Annotated in this window: 19 protein-coding genes and 1 pseudogene; 3 read left to right on the forward strand and 17 right to left on the reverse strand. The window is 72.8% G+C overall.

What is annotated here, in order from left to right; genetic code table 11:
* Positions 1 to 4: 4 nt before the first annotated feature.
* From IF54_RS0134365 to IF54_RS0134400, 8 genes are all read right to left on the reverse strand, one after another.
* Complete coding sequence (locus tag IF54_RS0134365) at positions 5 to 1468, reverse strand: aminotransferase class I/II-fold pyridoxal phosphate-dependent enzyme (RefSeq protein WP_030326032.1); 1464 nt, start codon at positions 1466 to 1468, stop codon at positions 5 to 7.
* Between the two features lie 120 nt (positions 1469 to 1588).
* Positions 1589 to 3778 carry a S9 family peptidase gene (locus IF54_RS0134370; RefSeq protein WP_078852201.1) on the reverse strand — a complete coding sequence of 730 codons (2190 nt, stop codon included), beginning with the start codon at positions 3776 to 3778 and terminating at the stop codon, positions 1589 to 1591.
* Positions 3751 to 5535: an N-acetylglutaminylglutamine amidotransferase gene (locus IF54_RS0134375; protein ID WP_030326036.1), complete on the reverse strand. Its 1785-nt coding sequence runs from the start codon at positions 5533 to 5535 to the stop codon at positions 3751 to 3753. The genes IF54_RS0134370 and IF54_RS0134375 overlap by 28 nt, the downstream gene beginning before the upstream one ends.
* 153 nt (positions 5536 to 5688) lie before the next feature.
* Positions 5689 to 6885 carry a carboxylate-amine ligase gene (locus IF54_RS0134380; protein WP_030326038.1) on the reverse strand — a complete coding sequence of 399 codons (1197 nt, stop codon included), beginning with the start codon at positions 6883 to 6885 and terminating at the stop codon, positions 5689 to 5691.
* A gap of 135 nt (positions 6886 to 7020) precedes the next feature.
* A complete protein-coding gene (locus IF54_RS0134385; RefSeq protein ID WP_030326040.1) occupies positions 7021 to 7554 on the reverse strand; it encodes a DUF1360 domain-containing protein in 534 nt (177 codons plus the stop codon).
* Positions 7538 to 8482, reverse strand: coding sequence for a Rieske 2Fe-2S domain-containing protein (locus IF54_RS0134390; RefSeq protein ID WP_037820998.1), 945 nt, complete (start codon positions 8480 to 8482; stop codon positions 7538 to 7540). Before IF54_RS0134390 ends, IF54_RS0134385 begins: the two co-directional genes overlap by 17 nt.
* A gap of 83 nt (positions 8483 to 8565) precedes the next feature.
* Positions 8566 to 8859, reverse strand: a complete 294-nt coding sequence (locus IF54_RS0134395) for a hypothetical protein (protein WP_030326045.1) — start codon at positions 8857 to 8859, stop codon at positions 8566 to 8568.
* 57 nt (positions 8860 to 8916) lie between these two features.
* Complete coding sequence (locus tag IF54_RS0134400; RefSeq protein ID WP_037821007.1) at positions 8917 to 9471, reverse strand: dihydrofolate reductase family protein; 555 nt, start codon at positions 9469 to 9471, stop codon at positions 8917 to 8919.
* Positions 9472 to 9760: 289 nt separating this feature from the next.
* Between IF54_RS0134400 and IF54_RS0134405 the strand changes: the two genes are divergently transcribed.
* From IF54_RS0134405 to IF54_RS0134415, 3 genes are all read left to right on the forward strand, one after another.
* Positions 9761 to 10999, forward strand: a complete 1239-nt coding sequence (locus tag IF54_RS0134405) for an EfeM/EfeO family lipoprotein (protein WP_051735645.1) — start codon at positions 9761 to 9763, stop codon at positions 10997 to 10999.
* Positions 10996 to 12243 (forward strand): iron uptake transporter deferrochelatase/peroxidase subunit, encoded by a 1248-nt coding sequence (gene efeB / locus IF54_RS0134410; RefSeq protein WP_030326051.1) that lies wholly within the window; start codon positions 10996 to 10998, stop codon positions 12241 to 12243. Before IF54_RS0134405 ends, efeB begins: the two co-directional genes overlap by 4 nt.
* Before the next feature lie 163 nt (positions 12244 to 12406).
* Positions 12407 to 14257: a phospholipase C gene (locus tag IF54_RS0134415; RefSeq protein WP_030326053.1), complete on the forward strand. Its 1851-nt coding sequence runs from the start codon at positions 12407 to 12409 to the stop codon at positions 14255 to 14257.
* A 45-nt stretch (positions 14258 to 14302) separates the two neighbouring features.
* On the opposite strand, the gene IF54_RS0134420 is transcribed toward IF54_RS0134415, so the two are convergent.
* From IF54_RS0134420 to IF54_RS42420, 9 genes and pseudogenes are all read right to left on the reverse strand, one after another.
* Positions 14303 to 15166, reverse strand: a complete 864-nt coding sequence (locus IF54_RS0134420) for an oxygenase MpaB family protein (RefSeq protein ID WP_030326055.1) — start codon at positions 15164 to 15166, stop codon at positions 14303 to 14305.
* 17 nt (positions 15167 to 15183) lie between these two features.
* Positions 15184 to 15672 (reverse strand): MSMEG_6728 family protein, encoded by a 489-nt coding sequence (locus IF54_RS0134425; protein ID WP_030326058.1) that lies wholly within the window; start codon positions 15670 to 15672, stop codon positions 15184 to 15186.
* A gap of 10 nt (positions 15673 to 15682) precedes the next feature.
* Positions 15683 to 15919, reverse strand: a complete 237-nt coding sequence (locus tag IF54_RS0134430) for a DUF2945 domain-containing protein (RefSeq protein ID WP_030326060.1) — start codon at positions 15917 to 15919, stop codon at positions 15683 to 15685.
* Between the two features lie 111 nt (positions 15920 to 16030).
* A complete protein-coding gene (locus IF54_RS0134435; protein WP_030326062.1) occupies positions 16031 to 16621 on the reverse strand; it encodes a phosphatase PAP2 family protein in 591 nt (196 codons plus the stop codon).
* Positions 16614 to 17972 (reverse strand): diacylglycerol/lipid kinase family protein, encoded by a 1359-nt coding sequence (locus IF54_RS0134440; protein ID WP_030326063.1) that lies wholly within the window; start codon positions 17970 to 17972, stop codon positions 16614 to 16616. The genes IF54_RS0134435 and IF54_RS0134440 overlap by 8 nt, the downstream gene beginning before the upstream one ends.
* A gap of 179 nt (positions 17973 to 18151) precedes the next feature.
* The gene (locus tag IF54_RS0134445; RefSeq protein ID WP_030326064.1) at positions 18152 to 19810 is read right to left on the reverse strand and encodes a catalase; all 1659 of its coding nucleotides are present in this window, start codon (positions 19808 to 19810) and stop codon (positions 18152 to 18154) included.
* 170 nt (positions 19811 to 19980) lie between these two features.
* Positions 19981 to 20247 (reverse strand): DUF5133 domain-containing protein, encoded by a 267-nt coding sequence (locus IF54_RS0134450; protein ID WP_030326065.1) that lies wholly within the window; start codon positions 20245 to 20247, stop codon positions 19981 to 19983.
* Positions 20248 to 20477: 230 nt separating this feature from the next.
* Complete coding sequence (locus IF54_RS0134455) at positions 20478 to 21236, reverse strand: DUF4097 family beta strand repeat-containing protein (RefSeq protein ID WP_030326066.1); 759 nt, start codon at positions 21234 to 21236, stop codon at positions 20478 to 20480.
* A 48-nt stretch (positions 21237 to 21284) separates the two neighbouring features.
* Positions 21285 to 21418 (reverse strand): annotated as a pseudogene (locus tag IF54_RS42420) (DUF475 domain-containing protein); the annotation flags it as partial.

Below are 21418 nucleotides of genomic sequence, written 5' to 3' on the forward strand. Positions count from 1 at the left end.
GGCCTCAGTGGCGTGCCACCACGCGCAACGTGTCGACCGAGGGGTCGGCGGCGTCCGGGATCAGGACGCCGTGCTCGACTCCGCTGCGCAGGTAGTCGAGCACGGCGTCGGTGATGACCTCACCGGGAGCGATCACCGGCACCCCGGGCGGATAGGGGCTGATCATCTCCGCGGCGACACGGCCCGCCGCACGCCCGGCGGGAACGTGGTCGACCTCGGCGAAGAACGCCTCGCGTGGCGACATGGCCTGCTCCAGTTCGAGGTCCGAGGGGGCCGGCAGGCGTACCGGCGGCCTGCGTTCGATGGACTCGGCTCCCTCCGTGAGGGCGCGCAGGGCGTCGATGAGCGTCTTCTCCGTCTCGTCGTCGTCGGCGTGGGTGATCGACGCGCTGATCCGGCAGGTGTCGGAGCCGCCGACGTCCACGTGCAGTTCGGCCCGCAGCCACTCGGCGGCCTGCATGCCGCTGATGCCGAGCTCGCGCACGTCGATCACGATCTTCAGGGGGTCGAAGTCCGCGGCGAGTCCTTCCTCGACGATCTCCCGGCCCATGGGCCGCAGTCCCGGCAGGTCCTCGGCCGCCTGCCGGACGCGTTCCGCGCGGTGCAGCGCGGTCTCCAGCAGGTCGTGGCCGTGCTCGACCATCTGGCGGCGCCAGCCGTCCAGGGTCATGTGGATCAGCGACGACGCGCTGGTGGTGCCGAGCAGGTCCTCCCGCTGCTTGAGCGCCTCCGGCGAGACCCGGTCGTACTGGAGGTGGAAGACGGAGCTCTGCTCGATCGCCCCGCCCATCTTGTGGACGCTGGTGACCACCAGGTCCGCCTCGGCGTCCATGCCCCAGACGGGCAGCCCGGGGTGGAACGGCAGATGGGCGCCCCAGGCCTCGTCGAGGATGAGGGGGACACCGAACTCGTGGCACACCCGGGCCACGCCCCGGACGTCGGCGCAGGTCCCCCAGTCGGTGGGGGTGATCAGGAGCATGCCCTTGGCGTCCGGGTGCTCCTGGAGCATGCGGCGTACGTCGTCGGGCTCCGGCGGATGCGCGAGGTGCCGTTCGCGGTCGAACTTGGGGTGGACCCAGATCGGTTCGACGCCGTTGACGACGACGCCCGAGATCACGGACTTGTGCGCGTTGCGCGACAGCAGCAGCTTCTCCCCCGGCCCGGCCACGGCCAGCATCGCGGTCTTCACGGACAGGGAGCTGCCGCAGGTGGAGAAGAACGCCTGCTCGGCGCCGACCGCGTCCGCCATCAGGTCCTGTGCCTGACCGAGCACGCCCTGGGACTGCCGACGGTCGTCGAGACCGTTGAGGGACAGGACGTCGGAGCGGAACACGTCGATCCCCATGATCTCCGCCACCCGCGGGTCCACACCGCGGCCCTGCTTGTGGCCGGGTGGCCCGAAGACCACGTCTCCGCGACGCCGGAACTCCTCCAGCGCCTCCAGCACGGGCGCCCGCGAGTGGTCCATGGGTTCCTCCCAGGTCCGTACGGCCCGGTCCAGGTGCCGAAGCAGGCCTACGACCCTTCGGTATGCACTCCGGGTTGACCGGCGGCCACCCGCCCAAACGCCCGGCAGGGCCCGCGCGGGTCAGAAGGGGCGCAGGTGGCGCTCCATCCAGTCCCCGGCGGCCCGGCGGAACAGGCGGCGGTTCTCCGCACGCAGGAAGTCGTGCCCCTCGTCGCGCAGGACGAGGAGCTCGGCGGGGACCCCGCGCTCCCGGGCGGCCCGCACGAACTGCTCCGACTCCCCCGGCGGCACGTTGGTGTCGTGCTCGCCGTGCACGGCGAGCAGCGGGGCCCGCAGCGCGTCGATGCGGCTCATCGGCGACAGGGCGCGCAGCAGCTCGCGGTCGCGGTCGGGGTGGCCGTACTTGTGCGCCGCCGACTCCGCGATCCAGGGCTCGGTTCCGGCGAAGAAGGTCAGCAGGTCGGACATGCCGCAGACGGCGACACCGGTGCGGAAGAGGTCCGGGTGCCACACGAGGGAGGCGAAGGTGAGGTAGCCGCCGTAGGAGCGCCCCATCACCGCCAGCCGGGTCGGGTCGGCGGGGCCCTCCGTGACGGCGTGCGCGGCGCAGTCCGCGACGTCGTCGAGCGCGGCGAATCGGCCGGTGCCGAGGTCGGCGTCGACGAAGGACCGGCCGTGTCCGCCGGAGCCTCGGACGTCGGGGGCGAAGACGTCCAGTCCGCGCCCGAGGAGTTCGTGGTAGAGCGGGTCGAACACCGGGCGTTCCTGGTCCTCGGGGCCGCCGTGCAGATGGACCACACAGGGGGCGGGCTCGTGCGGGGCGCGTCCCGGGGCGCGGTAGTACCAGCCGCCGAGCGGGAGGCCGTCCCGCGCGGTGAGGCGCGTGAGGACCGGGCGTACGGGCGGGCGGCCAGGCGGGACGGTGTCCTCGTCCCGGGCGGACCAAGGGGTGCGTACCAGGGACACGCCTTCGTGGGCCCACCACACACCCGGTCGGCGCTGGGAGCCGGACAGTGCGAGAAGCAGCCGTCCCGCCCCGGCCGCCGTGATCCGCGTGACGACCTCGTGGGGCAGCGGTACCGGCCGGGGCGGTCCGGTGGTGTCGGGGGCGCCGGGTCGGGCGGAGGTCTCGACGACGTCGAGTTCGCTGGCGCCCCGCACGTTCCAGGCGAGCACGGCCGTCCGGCCGTCGTGGGCCAGCTTCAGCAGGTCGAGGTCGCTGTCGGCGCGTTCGGCGACGACGCTCGTGCCGAGCGCCGTGCCGTCGGCGTCGAGCGCGACGGCGAACAGGGCCGCGTGCTCGCGTCCGGCGTCGCTGCGCAGCCACAGGGTCCGTCCGTCGGGCGAGAACCGGCCGATCCACTGGTCTCCGTCGGCGACCGGAAGGGTGAAGGTGGTGGCGGTGTCGGCCACGCGCCGGACGACCGCCTCCCGGCGCCCGCGCGGCCCCCGGCGCAGCAGTGCGAGACGGCCGTCGGCGGTCAGATCGCACACACGGAGGGTGGGCGCGTCCGGTTCCGTGGCGAGCAGGACGGGCGAGGCCAGGCCGTCGGGATCGATCAGGTAGGCGGACAGACCCGCGCCGGTCCGGGCCGCCGGTGCGCCGCCCGGTCCCAGGGCGTAGGCCGTGGTGCCGAGGCCGCCGGGTCCCACGGCGTACGCGGTGGTGCCGAGCAGGATCGCCCTGCCGTCCCGGGCGGTCCAGTGGGCCGGTGCGGGGTCCGGCGGCTGCCACAGGCCGTCCCGCTGGGCGCGGGAGGCGGCCGGTGCGGCCAGGGTGACGGCGACGGCCGAGCCGTCGTGGGCCCAGCAGCCGAGGTAGGCGGAGGTGTCCGGGTCGGCACCGGCCAGCAGACGGCGGCCGGTGCCGTCGGGCCGCACGCACAGCACTCGTGTGTGCTCGCCGCCGCCCGGGGCGGTGGTGTACGCGATCCAGCGGCCGTCGGGCGACCAGGACACCTCCTTCACCGGGTCCGGGGAGGAGTCGAGCAGCCGGACGCCTTCTCCGTCCACGGGCCCGGCCCAGAGCTGGGGGACACCGCCCCGGTCGCAGATGAAGGCCGCCTCGGTGCCGTCGGGGTCGGCGGAGGGGTACCAGCAGCCGTGGGCGCGCAGCCGGGTCACGGCGTCCCGAGGACCTTCCGCCTCCGGCAACGGCACGGGGGCGGGGGCCGCGGCATGGGGGGTCTCCCGTGGCTCCGGTGAGGCGGGCTCCTGGGCCGGTGGGGGCGGGGTCCGGGTCTCGGACGCCCCCGGCGCCGTCCCGGTCGTGGCCTCGCCGGTCACGTGATGCCGTGCTTCTGGAGCCATATCTCCAGCAGCGCCACCTGCCACAGGGCGTTGGCGCCCCGTTTGGTCCGGTGCTCGTCGGGCGCCGCCAGGAGTTCGGCCACGTACGACTCCTGGAAGATTCCCCGCCTTCTCGCCTCGGGGGCCGCGAGCGCCTCGCGCACCCGGTCCAGGACGGGGCCCGCCATGTGCCGGATGGCGGGGACGGGGAAGTAGCCCTTGGGCCGGTCGACGACGTCCCGCGGCAGGAGCTTGCGGCCGGCTTCCTTGAGCACGCCCTTGCCGTCGTCGGCGAGCTTGAGTTCGGGCGGACAGGCCGCGGCCAGTTCCACCAGTTCGTGGTCGAGGAAGGGCACCCGGGCCTCCAGTCCCCAGGCCATGGTCATGTTGTCGACCCGCTTGACGGGGTCGTCGACGAGCATGACGTGCGTGTCCAGGCGCAGCGCCGCGTCCAGGGCGGTCTCCGCGCCGGGGCGTGCCATGTGGTCCTTGACGAAACGGCCCGACACGTCGTCCGGGGGCAGCAGGTGCGGCTGGAGGATCCCCGCGAGGTCGGCGTGGGGGCGGTCGAAGTACGTCTCGGCGTACCGCTGCGGCTCCTCCTCGCGCGGGACGGCGGCCAGCTCCGGATACCAGTGGTACCCGGCGAACACCTCGTCGGCGCCCTGTCCGCTCTGGACGACCTTCACCTCCTTGGAGACCTGCTCGGACAGCAGGTGGAAGGCGACCACGTCGTGGCTGATCATCGGCTCGCTCATCGCGGCGACGGCGTCGTCCAGGGCGTTCGAGACCCGCTCCGAGGGCACCAACATGCGGCGGTGGTCGGTGCCGAACTCGCGGGCGACCAGGTCCGAGTAGCGGAACTCGTCGCCCTGCTCCCCTCCCTCGCTCTCGAAGCCCACGCTGAACGTCTTCAGGTCCCGCTGGCCCTCGTCGGCGAGCAGGGCGACGATCAGGCTCGAGTCCAGGCCGCCGGAGAGCAGGACGCCGACCGGCACGTCGGAGACCATGCGGCGGCGTACGGCCGTGCGCAGCGCGTCCAGGACGGCGTCCCGCCACTCGTCGGGCTCCATCTCCGCGTACTCGGCACGCCGGGTGTACGAAGGCTGCCAGTAGGAGTGGTCCTGGTGGCTGCCGTCGGGCTCGACCACCCGGACGGTGGCCGGCGGCAGTTTGCGCACCCCGGTGAGCACGGTGTGCGGCGCGGCGACGGTGGCGTGCCAGCTCAGGTACTGGTGGAGGGCTACCGGGTCGATGGAGGTGTCCACGTCCCCGGCGGCCAGCAGGGCGGGCAGGGAGGAGGCGAACCGCAGCCGGCCGGGCCCGGGCGCCAGATACAGGGGCTTGATCCCCAGCCGGTCGCGGCCCAGCACGAGACGGCCGGTGCGGTGCTCGACGAGCGCGAAGGCGAACATGCCGTAGAACCGCTCCACACAGGCGGTTCCCCACTGGCGGTACGCGTGCAGCACGACCTCGGTGTCGGAGGTCGACACGAATCGGTGCCCGAGCCGCTGGAGCTCTTCGCGCAGCTCACGGTAGTTGTAGACGCAGCCGTTGAAGACGCCGGTGATCTCGTCGTCGGCATCGGTCATCGGCTGCGCACCGGAGTCGGACAGGTCGATGATCTTCAGCCGCCGGTGCCCCAGCGCCACCGCGCCCCTCGTCCAGATGCCCTGGCCGTCGGGTCCTCGGGCGGCGAGCCGGTCGCTCATGCGCTCGACGGCCGCGAGGTCGGGTCGTCCGCCGTCGAAGCGGATCTCACCGCTCAGTCCGCACATGAGGCGCCGCCCCCTTTCCGGGAGCCCTCGGTCACGAGCGGGGACGGAGCTTCCGGGCCGCGCCTGCCGGTCGCGACCCGGACGGAAGAGCTGGACATCGACGAAAACCTCTCCTGGGAGTCGGTCGGGTGGAAGACATGGCAGAGGGCGACGTCAGCCGCCGAGGACCTCCGGCGTGCCGGAACCGGTCCCGCCCTTGACACCGGAACCGGTCCCGCCCCGGACGGCGCGCTGGACCTTCCGGCGGGCGAGAGCGGTCCGCCCGCGGTGCCGCCGTGCGCCACGGGTCTCCGCGATCAGCAGGTCGGTGCAGGCCAGCAGGTCCTCCTCGCGGGCCTTGCGGCGCATGCGCTCGGCGGCGCTGCCGTCCGCCAGAGCGCCCTCGGTCAGATCACGGACGGTCTGCCAGTCGCCGTGGGCCTCCAGCGCCGGACGCAACCGGGCCAGCAGTGCGCGCACGACCTCGGCGGCGGGCGCCTCCCGGTGTGTCCTGGGATCCACCAGGGCGCCCTCCAGGCCGGACCTGGCGGCTCGCCAGGACGCGCCGCGCAGCCATTCGTGACGGCCGTCGCACACCGCCGCCCCCGCCGCGCGGAGTTCGAGGGCCTCGGTCACCAGGGCGCGGAACAGGCCGGCGACGAGCACGACGGTCTCCACGCGCGGACAGGCGTCGCAGATACGCAGCTCCAGGGTCCGCAGGTGCGAGGAGGGGCGGACGTCGTAGTAGATCATCCCAGGGTCGCTGATGACGCCGGTCCGGACGAGGTCGTCCACAGCGGCGTCGTAGTCGCCCGCGCTCTTGAAGCAGCCGACGGGACCCGCGGTCGGCCAGCGCTGCCAGAGCAGGGTGCGCCAGCTGGCATAGCCGGTGTCGGACCCCTGCCAGAACGGTGAGCTGGCGGACAGCGCCAGCAGCGGGGGCAGCCAGGGGGAGAGCGTGCACATCACGCCCACGGCCGTGTCCCGGTCCGGTATGTCGACATGGACCTGGGCGCCGCAGATGAGCTGTTCGTCGGCCACCCGGCGGTACTCCTCGACCATGTGGTGATAGCGGGCGTCCGCGGTGGGGTGCCCGGAGGCGGCCGGCGCGAGGGGTGCCGTGCCCGCGGCCGCCACCGCGAGCCCCAGCGAGGCGGCGGCCGCGTCGAGCCGCCGTCTGGTTCTCGCCAGGTCGGAGTACAGGCCCGCCAAAGACACGTGCACTCCGCTGTTCGACTCCACGGCGGACTGGTGCAGCTCCGTGGTGAAGGTGCGCCGGGGAAGCCGGCGCAGGACCGCGTCGGCGCGTGGCACGAGCAGTCCGCTTTCCACTTCCAGGATGTGGAACTCCTCCTCTACACCGATGCGCATGGCCACGTTCGCTCCTTGGGGTGTCGCCGAAGGTCCCGCCAGTCCAGAGTGACCCCCAAGTGCCCACGAGAGCGACCGGTAAGCACCGCTTTGCGCGTTTGAAGAAGCTTGCCCTCAGATGAGCGGGCATGTCGGTCAGTCGTCGGTGGCCCTGGAGACCAGGGCTCCGTACGCCGGCTGCAAGGCGTCCGCCCCTGCCAGAGCCGTCGCCGCACCCATCGCGACACGGGTCGCGCGGGGCCACAGCAGCTGACCGGCGGTCAAGGCGGACGCCACCCACACACTCATGCAGAAGGGGCAGGTCATCAGCTCGCCCACGGTGTCCCTGCCGGTCTCGGGCCGGGCTTCCTCGTGCAGTTCGGCGGGGCCCTGCGGACCGACGTACGTCGTGAAGGGGGCGCGCAGCGGACTGGTCACCGAGGCCTTGCTGATCAGCCGACTGAGCCGGAAGGTGGCCACCGAGGTCAGGAGCACGTCCCAGGGCTGCGGCCGGTCCGGCAGGGGGCGCCCGCGCGGCCGTACCACGGTGGCCCAGCTCGCTGTGCAGGCGCCGAACGCCGTCATGGCCGCGAGACAGCCGCGCAGCGGCCGGTCGTGCCTGCCCGCGCAGCTGCGGCCCGGGAAGGCCTGGGCCCGTCGGCCGAGGCGGCGGTCAGTGGATGTGCTCATGGCCTGCCTCACTCGGTTCCCCGGCCTCATCCTCTTCCGCGCCATGGGCGCGCAGGCGCACCTCGACCTGCCCGTCGACGACCCGTGCTTCGAAGGCGGGCTGGGGCGCGACGGCCGGCCCGCGCACGTTCAGACCGTCCGAGAGACGGAAGACGCTGCCGTGCCAGGGGCACTGGACGCAGCCGTCGGACACCGTCCCCTCGGACAGCGGCCCCGCGAGGTGACTGCATTGGTCTGCCAGCGCGTGGATCGCCCCGTCGGTCCCGCGGAGCACCATCACGGGCACGTCGTCCACACTGCGCCGCACGGGCAGGCCGGGCGGGAGGTCGTCCAGCGCTCCGATCCGGTGCCAGCCCTCCGTGACGAGGTGGGGTACGGCCTCGGCGTGGTTGGCGCCGGCGGCCTGTCGGTAGGCCAGGTGACCGCCCAGCAGACCGCCCGCCCCGACCGCCGTGAGTCCCAGGAAGCCGAGGGTGCGGCCCGCTCGGGTCCGACCGGTGGCCCGGCAGCCGAGGGAGGCCGAGTAGAGGGTGACGGCTGCCGTGTTGGACAGGGCGTGCACCAGTCCCACGCGTTTCTGCGGCGGGTTCAGTTCCGCCCAGTCGACGGCGCCCGTCAGCGCCGCGGGGGCGGCCGCCGCCAGACCCAGGCCCACCAGCAGGCCCGCCTCACGAGGGCGGTCCTTGCGGAGGTCCAGGACCGCCGCGGACAGCCAGCTGCCGATCGGCACCTGTACCAGCAGTGGGTGGACGGGATGCCCCAGCCACGTGCCGTGCAACACGTCCCGGGCCCGCCCCAGCGGCAGGGACCGGATCCCCGCCCCGAGGGTGTCGGCCACCGGGTCGAGTCGGGGCTCCCGCTCCAGACGGGCCAGCAGCCTGAGGAGCCGGTTCTCCCGTGTCCGTGGATGACGTCGTCGCGCGCTCATGGGCTGCCGGGTCTCCCTCCGCACGTGCCGCAAACGGAGGACGGGGAGTTCGGACGTCCGAGCGGCGCGACCCAGCCCGTGCCTCAGGGCTTGGACAGTGCGTGGCGCCCGGGACTGCCGGAGAACGCGGCGCGGTGGGAGGGCCGGCTCGCGTCGGCGGGTTCCAGTTGCCGCAGCCACCGCCAGGCCATGGCCAGCAGTGCGGCGAAGACGGCCAGGAGCAGCACGGAGGTCCACATGGGCCGGCTGCCGGGGGCGTCCCACGTCGTCCAGGCCGAGGATGCCGCCCACAGGGCGACGCCGGCCGCGTAGAAGTTCCGCATGCGGCGCAGCTGCCTCGCGGCACGAGCCGCCACGGGGTCGTCAGTGTGTGTCATGCGGGGCCGTGTACCCCGATCCAGGAGGTCCACCGCACGGCCCGAAGGCCCGCCGGCTCAGCGACGGACGCGGTAGCGGATGTGCGTGGCCTCCGGCGTGTCGATCACCCGGACGATCTCCAACTCGATCTGCGACGGCAACACGTCGAACAGGCGACGGCCGTCACCGAGCAGCACCGGGATCTGATGGATCTGCACCTCGTCCAGCACCCCGGCCTCGAGCGCCCGTTGCGCCGTGTACGCGCCACGCACCTGCACGTCCTTGTCCCCGGCGGCGGCCTTGGCCTGGGCCATCGCGCTCGCGATCCCGTCGGTCACGTAGGTCACCAGCGGATAGCCCCAGCGGGCGGCGGGGCCGGGCGGGCGGTGACTGGGCACGAAGATCGGGAGACCACCGTGATCACCGCCCCAGTGGTCCATGAGCTCGGCGGTGCGTCGTCCCGCGAGCACCGCACCGGCCGCGTTCCACTCTTCCTGGAACTGCGCGACCGGCCCCGACGACAGGTCGGCCCACTTGTGGAGCCGTTCGCCGTCGTCGCCGCCGAGAAAATCGTGTGGATCGGCGATGTACCCGTCGAGTGACATCGACATGTCGAGCACGGATGTGGACACTTCGGCCTCCTGCGGTTTGTTGATCCAGACCGGTTCAACTGTGCTGTAGACCGGGGACGGCGGCATTACTCATCGGAAGCATCCGAACCCGGCCGGGACTTCAGGGCGCGACGACCTGGGCAGGCCTGCGAAGGCTTCCGCGCTTCTCCGATGAACCGCCGACGAATTCTGGCTTGCCCGCTGGTCAGGACCTGGTCAGGGATGCGGTGCACGGGGGTCCGGGCTGCTTAGCATCGTCAGCGCGACCCACGTACCCCCCGCATCTCGTACGACCCAATGGAGCCCCGGCGTGCCCCCACCCGAGCCCGGCGCCGTGATCACCCCGCCCTTCCGGCGACGCCCCGTCCTGCTCGCCGCCGGCGCCCTGCTCACCGCGGGCGCGGTGACGGCGGGCGTCCTGATCGCCAGGGACGCCGGTGCGGGCCGGGACGCGCGGCCGGTCGCCGCGGACGGCCTGCGCCACACCACGGTCGAGATCGGCACCAGCGGCTGCGGTCGGGGCTGGACCCGCCCCACCGCGGGACGCCAGGTGTTCGACCTGCGCAACACCTCCGCCACGGCGGCCGAGGCGTACCTCGTCGACGCCCGGACCGGCGCCGTCCTCGGCGAGGTCGAGGGCCTCGGCCCCGGCACCACCCGGCCGCTCCAGGTCACCCTCGGAGACGGCTCCTACGCCTTCACCTGTCTGCCCGACGACGCCGACGCCGTCACCGGACCTCCCGTGCGGATCACCGGTGGCGGGAAGGTCAGGAGCGGTCCGGCCGCCGTGCCCGTGACCCAGCAGGAGCTGATCCCGCCCACCCTCGCCTACCAGAGGTGGATCGGGGCCCGCACGGTCGAACTGGCCCGCAGGACCGACGTGTTGCGGGCCGCCGTCGACCGCGGCGACCTGGCCTCGGCGCGTGCCGCCTGGCTGCCCGCGCACCTGGTGTACGAGCGGATGGGCGCCGCCTACGGCACCTTCGGGGACGCCGACGCGGCGATCAACGGGACCACCGCGGGGCTGTCCGGCGGGGTGCGTGACCCGGGCTTCGCCGGGTTCCACCGGGTCGAGTACGGGCTGTGGCACGGTGAGTCCGCGAGCAGCCTGCGCGGACCGGCCGACCGGCTCGCCGGGGCCGTGCACGCGTTGCGGGACAGTTGGCCCGCCCGGCGGATGGACCCGGCGGACATCGGCCTGCGGGCGCACGAGATCCTGGAGAACACCGTGCAGTTCGAACTGACCGGCCGAACGGACTACGGCAGCGGCACCAACCTCGCCACCGCCCGCGCCAACCTCGAAGGGACCCGGGCCCTGCTCGGCTATCTGCGCCCGCTGCTGCGGACCCGCGCCACCGGCCTGACCGGGATCGACACCTGGATGAACCGCGCCCGGCACACCCTCGACGCCTTCGACCACGACGGCCGCTGGACCCCGCTCTCCCGACTGACCCGCGCCCAGCGGGAGAAGGTCGACGCCGACCTGGGCGAACTCGTGGAGCGGCTGGCCGATGTCGCCGCCCTCACCGACGTACGGAGGACCGCGTGAACCGCGGAGACCAGGTGGGCCGCAGGGGATTCCTGGCGGGAGCGGCCGCGGTGGCGGGCACGGGCGTCGTGGCGGGCACCGGGTTGGTGGCCGGCACGGGCCCGGTGGCGGACGCCGCTGCCGAGAGCAGTGCGGACACCCCGGCGAGCGTGCCCTTCCACGGTGTTCACCAAGCCGGCATCCTCACCCCGGCCCAGCGCGCCACGGCCTTCGTCTCCTTCGACGCCACCGCGGACGGCCGCGCCGAACTGACCGACCTGCTGCGCACGATCACGGAACGGGCCCGCTTCCTCACCACCGGCGGCATCCCGGACTCGCCCGGCATCACCGCCCCGCCCGCCGACTCGGGCACCCTCGGGCCGGAGATCCCCGCCGACCGGCTGACCGTCACGGTCGGCGTCGGTGCCTCGCTCTTCGACGAGCGCTACGGTCTCGCCGCCCGCAGGCCGCACCGGCTCACCGCGATGCCGTCCTTCCCCGACGACGACCTCGACGCCGACTGGTGCCACGGCGACATCGGCGTGCAGCTGTGCGCGGACAACACCGACACCGTGCTGCACGCCCTGCGCGACCTCGCCCGGCACACCCGCGGCGGCATGCAGGTGCGCTGGCGCATGGACGGCTTCGTGAGCCCCTCCCGCCCCTCCGGTGCGCCCCGCAACCACTTCGGCTTCAAGGACGGCATCGCCAACCCCGAGGTGACCGACGGCCGGGCGATGGACCGCCTGGTGTGGGTGGGCGCGGACGGCGGCGAGCCGGACTGGGCGGTCGGCGGCAGCTACCAGGTCGTACGGCTGATCCGGATGCTGGTGGAGTTCTGGGACCGCGTCTCGATCACCGAGCAGGAACGGATGTTCGGCCGCGCCCGGGACACGGGTGCTCCGCTGGACGGCCGGCACGAGAACGACGCACCCCGGTACACGCAGGATCCGCAGGGCGACGTGATCCCGCTGGACAGTCACATCCGGCTCGCCAACCCGCGCACCAGCGCCACCGAGGGGCAGCGCATCCTGCGCCGGGGCTACAACTACGACCGGGGCACGGACCGCAACGGCAACCTCGACATGGGGCTGCTGTTCTGCTGCTACCAGCAGGATGTGGCCCAGCAGTTCGAGACCGTGCAGAAGCGGCTGGCCGGTGAGCCGCTGGTCGACTACGTCACGCCGTTCGGGGGCGGCTACTTCTTCGCGCTGCCCGGAGTGCGCGACGCGTCCGACTGGCTGGGACGCTCACTCATGGCCTGATACGAACCAGCCGATAACCGTCAAGAACGGCTCAAAATCCCATGAAGTATTCCTGACCGAACATTCGCTCACACGTCATTGCCCCTCCCCTGAGCCGCCGTCACCGTGCCGGAGGGTTCCGGCAGCAGCCCCTTCCCCGTGCTCCCCGGAAAGGCGAGACAGCATGATCGGCTCGATCACAGCAAGAACCGTGGGCGCCCTGCTCGGCGCGGCCGCCCTCGCGGCGGCGGGCGCCGTGCCCGCCACGGCGGCCTCCGCACACCACCGCCCTCCGGCCGCGCGGACCGCGACGCCGATCAAACACATGGTGGTCATCTACGACGAGAACATCTCCTTCGACCACTACTTCGCCACCTACCCCGGGGCGGCGAACACCGACGGCACGAAGTTCACCGCGGCCAAGCACACCCCGAAGGCGAACAACCTTCTCACCGCCGGTCTGCTGAAGAAGAACCCGAACCTGTACGCCCCGAAGCGGCTGGCGAGTTCGCAGGCGATGACCTGCGACCAGAACCACTCCTACGGTCCCGAGCAGTACGCGGCGGACGGCGGCAAGGCCGACAAGTACGTCGAGAACACCGAGGTCAACAAGTGCACCGGGCTGTTCGGCGAGCCCGGCCTGGTGATGGACTACTACGACGGGAACACCGTCACCGCGCTGTGGAACTACGCCCAGCACTACTCCCTCAACGACCGCTCCTTCAGCTCGGTCTACGGCCCTTCCACGCCCGGCGCCCTCAACCTGGTCTCCGGTCAGACGCACGGCGTGATCTCCGTGGACCCGTCCACCGGCACCGAGCACCCCAAGCAGACGGCCACCCCCGACCCGTACGCCGTGCTCTCGCCGAACGCCAAGGGCGTCGGCACGCTCGTCAACGACCCCGACCCGGCCTACGACGACTGCGCCGGCAAGGACCACACCAGCACCGGCGCGCTCGCCTCCATGCAGGGCAGGAACATCGGTGACCTGCTCAACTCCAAGGGGGTGAGCTGGGGTTGGTTCCAGGGCGGCTTCCGGCCCAGCACCGCCTGGGACGGCAAGCAGGGCGACTACGCCAAGTGCGACACCTCCCACACCAACGTGGGCGGCGCGGCGGCCGTCGACTACAGCCCGCACCACAACCCGTTCGCCTACTACGCCTCGACGGCGAACCCGCACCACCTCGCCCCGAAGAGCCTCGCCGAGATCGGCCACAGGGGGCGCGCCAACCACAACTACGACCTGAGCGACTTCGACGCCGCGCTCAAGACAGGAAACCTGCCCGCCGTCAGCTTCCTGAAGGCCGGTGAGTACCAGGACGGCCACGCCGGCTACTCGGACCCGATCGACGAGCAGCACTTCCTGGTCAAGGAGATCAACGCCCTCCAGAAGTCCCCGGAGTGGAAGTCCACCGCGGTCGTGATCGCCTACGACGACTCCGACGGCTGGTACGACCACGTCACCTCGAAGGTCCTCAACGGCTCCGAGGACACCACCGTCGGTTCCAACGGCAAGGCCCTCGACAGCCCCGCCTGCCAGTCGGGCCCCGCGGCCGCGCGGGGCTACGCGGACCGCTGCGGCCCGGGCACCCGGCAGCCGCTGCTGGTCGTCTCCCCCTACAGCAGGGTGAACGCCATCGACCACACCGCCACCGAGCAGGCGTCGATCACCCGGTTCATCGAGGACAACTGGCACACCGGCAGGATCGGTGACGGCTCGTTCGACCAGCGAGCGGGCAGCCTGGCCGGCATGTTCGACTTCCGGCACCCCAACGACAAGCAGGTACTGCTCAACGCCGACGGCTCGGTCAGGTCGGTGCAGCGGATCCCGCACTACGCCCGGGCGGTCTCGGCCCCGTCCGGCGGGAAGCCGTACGCGCCCTACGCCGCCGACCTCAAGGCGCAGGACCTCGCCGACACCGACAGCACCTCGCCGGCTCTGCCGATCTCCCTGGCGGCCGGTCTGGTGACCGCTGTCGCCACGACCACGGTGCTGACCGTGCGCCGTCGCAGGACGCGCACCGCGACGCACTGAGCCGTCGCAGGGCACGACAGCGGGGACAGCGCCCCTCACCCGGTTCTAGGAGCTGGGTGAGGGGCGCTCCGGTCGTGTCATGGCCCAGCGGATGGTCCGGGTCAGCACCTGGCCGGTGGGGTGCACCGCCACGGTCTCGACGAGGGGCAGCCGGGGCAGCCACAGCATGGGACGGGCCCACGCGGGGAGCAGGGTGACAGCGTTGGCGGCGAGGCCGCCGTAGAACGGTCGGACCGCGAGCGGCAGCGGGGGCCGCAGGAGCAGGTACCGGGCGGCGGAGCGGGCCTCGGGCGTGGCGCGCAGTTCTGGGAGGTAGGCGGTGAGCCGTTCGGACAGTTCACGGCGGTCGCGGGGCGGGTCCACGACGCCCAGTGCCTCGGCGACGCGCGCGGTGTCGGCGACGTAGGCGTCGTAGCCGGTGGTGTCGAGCGGACGGGCTCCGTAGCGTTCGTGGGCGCGCAGGAAGCTGTCCGTCTCGGCGGCGTGCACCCAGCCGAGCAGATGCGGGTCGGCCGCGTGGTAGGGCACTCCCCCGGCCGTGGTCCCGCGGATCCGCTCGTGGATGGCGCGGACCTGGTCGACGGCCCGCTGCGCGTCCTCGGCGGTGCCGTAGGTCGTCACCGCCAGGAAGGTGCTGGTGCGCTGGAGGCGGCCCCAAGGGTCGCCCCGGAAGCCGGAGTGACCGGCCACCGCGGCCATGGCGAGCGGGTGCAGGGACTGGAGGAGAAGCGCCCCGAGCCCGCCGATGAACATCGAGGCGTCGCCGTGGACCGTGCGGATTGGGCGGTCCGGTGCGAACCAGCGCGGTCCGGGGGTGTCGTGGATGCGGGCGCGGTTCGCCGGCCCTTCGGGGCCCGCGACACGGCTGAACAGGGCGTGTCCCAGCTGTTCCCGGACTGCGATCAGCATGCTCGGCCTCCCCCGCCCTACCGCTCGGCGGGCGCGCGCCGGGGATCCCGGTCCGAGGCGGGCCACACATAGGGCAGGTCGTCGGGTGTTCCGGGGAACCGTTCGGCGTACGTCTGCGGGTCCTTGCGGACGAGTGCCGAGCGGTGGCTCTCGTGGAAGGCCCGGTCGCCGAGCCAGGGCGGCACTTCGCCGTCGGCGGTCAGCTGGATCTGGTCGCGCACCTCGGTGCCGGGCCGGAGCGCGGGCAGTCCGGCGAGCAGCGAGGCGGCGCAGCTGTCCGGGTGCCCCTGCTCGCGCCAGACCCGGCAGACCTCCAGGCCGTACCGCACGAGGGCCTCCTCGTACCCGGTCCACATCCGTACGGCGGGGTGGTTGCGCCAGCCGTATCCGGGGACGGTCAGTCCGCGCAGGACCTGGAGGGCCTCGACCCGCTGCTTGCCCAGCCGGCGCGGGTCCAGCAGCAGGGCCGACTCCCGGAAGTCCGGGGCGGGCAGGAACGTCTGCATCCGGCCCGGCTCACTTCCTGCGCAGCGAGGACGGCTTGTGGACCGCCGTCCTGCCGGACTTGGCGCTGCGCACCTCGTACTGCGGGTCGTCGGGCGAGGCGTCCACGGTGCGGCCGGCGGCTTCGGTGCGTCGGGTGATCTTCCGTTCGACCTTGCCCTCGGCGGTGCCGCCGTGGCTGCTCCAGGTGACCTCGTCGCCCCGGGTGAGCCTCTTGCCCTGGGACCTGTCGTCCTTCTTCTTCGTCATGGTGGTTCCTCCGTCCCTGGCCGTGCGGGTCGGGGTGGTGTGTCTGCTGCTCCCTTGTCCTTCCTCCCGGACGCGGGGTTCGGATGCGCGCCGGTGCGGGCCGTGCGGCGGTCAGCCGCGGCGTCCGAGCCCCTGCCGGCCCACGGTGGCGAGGACCACCGCCGCCGCGCCGGTGCCCAGGACGGCGCCGGCGACCACATCGCCCGGATAGTGCACTCCGGTGTGGATCCGCGAGTACCCCACCGCGCAGGCCAGCAGCCCGAGCGGCACCGTGACGACCGGCAGGGCGGGACCCACGGCCGCGGCGAACGCGACCGCGGACGCGGTGTGCCCCGACGGGAAGGACGCGGACTCCGGCATGGGCACGTGCCGACCGGGGAACGGCGAGTCCACGGCGCGGTGCGGACGCGGCCGTCGCACCAGGCGCTTGCCGAGCAGGTTCGCGCTCGCGGAGGCGACCCCGATGGCCGCGACCCCGAGCCCGGCGGCGCGCCGGGGCCGGCCGGGGAACAGCGCGAGCAGTCCGGCGATCGTGAACGAGATCTTGGAGTGGTCCGCCGCCGCGGACAGCCGGCGCAGGGCATGGTCGAGGGCCGGCGTCTGCGTGACGGTCACCGCCTCGTACAGCGCCCGGTCGAGCGCGGCCAGATCGCGCAACAGGTCCCGGGCGACTCGCTGGTCCCACTGGGGTCGGTCAAGCATGGCTCTGCTCCTGGTTCTCGTCGGTCGGAAGAGAGGTCCGGCCGAGGGCCAGCCGGACGACACGGCGCCAGTCCACCGAGGGGGCGGTGTACGGCGCTCCGGGGCGGTGCCGGGGCACCCGCAACCGCAGGACTCCCGGCCGTACGGTGCACACGACGGGCGTGGGCAGCATCAGCGCCTCCCCGTCCACGGCCACCGGGATCGACTCGGCGTCGGCCTCCACGGTCACGCGCCGGGAGGTCAGGGTGGTGATACCGCTGGCCTTCTCACCCCGTAGCGCCAGTTCGGCGGCCTGTGCGGCGCTCCCTATCCGGATCGCGACCACACCGAGTTCGCCGCCGTCGAGGCGTGGCCTGCGCCCGGCGCCCAGGGGGTCGGCCAGCGCGTAGGGGTTGTTGCTCACCAGCAGGGCCTGCGGCTCCTCCAGCTGCTGGTCCTCCACCCGGGCCGTCAGCCGCGCCCCAGCCTCGCCACCCAGCAGGTCGGGCAGGCGTTCGAGGGCGGTGGCCGCTTTGGCGTCCCGGTACTCGGGGCTCTGCACGATCTCGGCGTACGTCCCGAAGGAGACCGTGTTGACGAACGGCCGCCCGGCCACGTCACCCAGGTCGACCCGGATCTCCACGCCGTGCGTGAGGGCGGCCAGGCCGGCGGCCGGGTCGTCGCGGTCCAGGCCCAGGTCCATCGCGAAGTGGTTGCGGGTACCGGCGGACAGCACCATGAACGGCAGCCCGTGCTCGACGGCCACCGCCGCCACCAGGGCCTGGGTGCCGTCGCCGCCCGCCACACCGAGCAGGTCCGCGCCCTCGGCGACGGCCTGGCGGGCCAGTGCCGCCGGATCGGGGTCGCTGTCGAGGTCGAGCACGATCACCCTGGCGCCCAGCGCCTCGGCGCGCGCCACCAGCCCGTGCTCGCCGACCTTGCCTCCGCCCGACCGGGGATTCATGATCAGTACGGGTCTGCGCGGGGGCCGGACCGACCGGGACCGCCTGCCTCTCGGAGAGCGGAGCCGGCGCAGCGCGCTGCGGGCACTGGCCAGCGCGGCCGCCCACAGTCCGAGTGCCACGGCGGCGTACGGCCACAGGCCGGAGACCGCGTACAGCACCAGGACGGCGATCGGCGCCGCCAACGCCAGCAGGGCGCCGCACACCCGGGCGATGCCCCGGTGCGCCACCGCCCACCACAGACCCGCTCCGGCCACGGCGATGCCGACGAGGCCGAGCAGCAGCAGGAGCCAGTGGCCCGCCGCCACCACCGCCGCGACCACTCCCGCCAGACAGAGCAGCGCGAGCCGTGCGAGGTTCTGCGCCTCGAAGCGGGAGCCGTCGGGCACGGCCTCGTCGTTCGCTCTCATCGCTTTCATGATCCCTCGGGCGGTCCGGTACGGGGTGTGTCCCGCGCGCGTGACTCTCTCGTCCGCACGCTCCGGAACCTGCCCCGCCTCTCCCTCTCATGATCCGTGCGGCACGGTGGCCCCACGATCTCATGGCCGGGCGGCAGCGGTGCGCTCCCGGCACAGGACCCCGGATGCCCTCAGCGGGTCACGACATGCCGCTCGTCCGGAACGCAGTGGGTCATGGTCAGGCCCTCGACGTCGCGCGGCGGGTTCTTGCCGAGGTTGGCCAGCCGCTTGCGGTCCTCGTCGGTGAGGTCCTGACTCGCGAGCGGTTCCAGGCCGGCGACGTCCTCCGGACCGATGCCGAGCCCCTCGCCCACCCTGAGGCCCAGGTCGTTCTCGACCAGCAGGAAGTGCCACACCATGCGCTCCTGCACGGGCCGGTCGCACTGGGCGAGCAGGTCGGTGAAGTTCTTCACCAGGTCGTCGCGCTCCCAGTCCTCCAGCAGCACGTAGCGCTGCCCGGCCTGGAGGTAGTCGTTGGTGCGGGGGATGCGCCTGCGGGTGAGCCGCCCGTGGATCTCGGGTCCCTGCTCGTCGTGCGTCGGGGACTGCGCCTCACGCAGGCCGCCGGTGACGGACGGCTCGTAGTTGACGATCGGGTTCTCTCCCCCGCCGTCCACGTGGTACGTCATCTGGCCGTCGCGCTGGTTGGTGCGCACCTCGGCGTTCTTGGCCTGGTTGACGGGGAGCTGGAGATAGTTCGGGCCGACCCGGTAGCGCTGGGTGTCGCTGTAGGAGAAGGTCCGCCCGACGAGCATCTTGTCGTCGGAGAAGTCCAGGCCGTCGACGAGGACTCCGGTGCCGAAGGAGATCTGCTCGTTCTCCGCGAAGAAGTTCTCCGGCATCCGGTCCAGGACCATCCGGCCCACCGGCTTCGGCGGGAAGTCCTGCTCGGGCCAGGTCTTGGTGTCGTCGAGCGGGTCGAAGTCCAGCTCGGGGTGGTCGTGGTCGTCCATCATCTGGACCAGCAGCTCCCACTCCGGGTGGTCACCGCGGGCGACGGCCTCGTACAGGTCCTTGGTGGCGTGGCCCAGGGAGTCGGCCTGTACGTTGGCGGCGTCCTCCTCGGTCATGCTGCGCACGCCCTGCTTGGGCATCCAGTGGTACTTGACGAGGACGGTCCGGCCCTCGGCGTTGACCCACTTGTACGTGTTGACGCCGAAGCCCTGCATGTGGCGGTAGTCCGCGGGGATGCCGCGCGGGCTGAACAGGTTGACCAGCATGTGCATCGACTCGGGTGTCTGGGACATGAAGTCGAAGATGCGGCGCGGCTGCTGCTCGAAGGTGACCGGGTCGGGTTTGAGGGCGTGGATGACGTCCGGGAACTTGATCGCGTCCCGGATGAAGAAGACGCCCAGGTTGTTGCCGACCAGGTCCCAGTTGCCGTCCTCGGTGTAGAACTTCACCGCGAAGCCGCGGGGGTCGCGGGCGGCCTCGGAGGAGTCCCGGCCGCCGATGACGGTGGAGAAGCGGACGGCCAGGTCGGTGCGCTTGCCCTGCTCCTGGAACAGCTTGGCGCGGGTGTAGCGGCTGATCGGCTCGTCGCCCCAGCTGCCGTAGGCCTCGAAGAAGCCGTACGCGGTGACACCGCGGGCGTGCACCACGCGCTCGGGGATGCGCTCCCGGTCGAAGTGGCTGATCTTCTCCAGGAACTGGTAGTTCTCCAGCGTGGCGGGGCCGCGGGCGCCGACGGTGCGCTGGTTCTGGTTGTCGTGGACCGGGTGGCCCTGGCGGTTGGTGAGTACCTCGCGGTCGTCGCCGGGAGCGGGACCGGTACCGGACACATCCGTCATGGGGGAGGGCTCCTTCGGTTCGTGGCCGGCGGCGGGGCCCCTGTGCGGGGGCGGCCTCCGGCCGGTGGCGGAGCACCCGAGTACCCGGTCGGCCCCCGCCACTCACGCGCGGGGGCTCGGCGTCCACGACGGGGTGGGCCCGCACGCCGGGAGGGTGCGGGCCCCCTGGGTCACGCGCCCGCCATCAGGGCGTCGTCGTCGGGGCGGGCGCCGGACACACCGGACGAGGGCCGGGAACCGGACGCGCCGGCCAGCTGACGGCGGGCCGCGGTCAGCGCCGAGTCGATGTCACGGGTGCCCGTGGCGATGCACAGGGTGTAGGACACGTCCTCGAGGCGCTGACGTGCCTCGACGCTGCCGTCCTCCGCGTGGAGCACCCGCAACGCCTCGTAGCGCTCGAGGAGATCGGTGAGAAGGACGGGGTGGGCCATGAGCATGGTGTGCTCCTCCAGCTGCGAAGTGAGGGCGGCGGGAGGGTCGGAGACCCACTCCTCCCGCCAATTCGTTCGGTCAGCCACGGAAGAGCCTTGGGAGGCCGTACCAAGAAGGAGCCGCTTACGGCCGCTTCCGCGGTGGGCCTGTGATCCCAAGCACCTGACCGCCGTCTGCCCCCGGTTCGCAGGACCAAACCAGGCGGAGGCGGCACCCTATGCAGGCCGCCCCGCGGTCAGTCGCGGTGGGCGGTGACGTCGCCGTTGACGGTGGTCAGGGTCATGGCGTGGTTCCGGTCGGGGCGCCGGCCCGGGACGGCCACCGTGGCGCGGCCGTTGTCGGTGGACGCGGCGACCCGGTAGGCGGGGCTGTCGTGCGGGACGGTGACGTCGACCGAGCCGTTGACGGTCGTGGCGGTGACGCCCGTGGGTACCGCGGCACAGCCGAGCACCACGTCCCCGTTGGTGGTCGCGGCGTACAGCCGACGTGCGGCCACTCCCGTCGCGCGCACCGAGCCGTTGCGGGTGGACAGCCGTACGTCGGCGCCCTCGCGGCCCGAACGGGTCAGCGTCACATCGCCGTTGACGGTGGTGATGTCCAAGGTGGCGGTGACGCCCGCCACGTCGACGCCGGCGTTGCGGGCGGTGGCCGTGACCCGCACGCCGTCGGGGATCTCCACGTACGGCATCCGGGGGCAGTCCCCGTCGTCCGCGGTCCGGCCGTCGCAGGTCAGGTCGAGTGTCCAGACGTCCTCGTGGTGGGACCAGTGATCGTGGACGCGGTCGTCCACGGTGACCTGGTCGCCGTCGGCCGGGCGCAGTCGCAGGCCGTTGTCGGTGGCGATCACCACCTGTTGGCCGGCCGCCGGCCCGCGGAGGGATCGCGGGGCGTGTGCTCCCCCGCCGCCGTCGGGACCGCCGCAGGCCCCGGCCAGGGGGAGCAGGGCGAGCAGGGCGACGAGGGATGTCGAACGCCGTACGGGCAAGGGCTTCATACCTCGTCGGTTGCCCCGCTCCCGCGCGGCCATGACGTCCGGAACGGCCTACGGCACCGGGACCGAGTCCGTCTCCTGCCTGTCCTCGGCGGCCGCCAGCGCGTTGTTGCGGCGCACGGAGGACCAGAAGGACCAGCCGATCAGGACCACACCGACCAGGCCGGTGATGATCTCGTTGATCT

The organism is Streptomyces sp. NRRL B-3229, from assembly GCF_000719505.1.
GTDB lineage: Bacteria > Actinomycetota > Actinomycetes > Streptomycetales > Streptomycetaceae > Streptomyces > Streptomyces griseorubiginosus.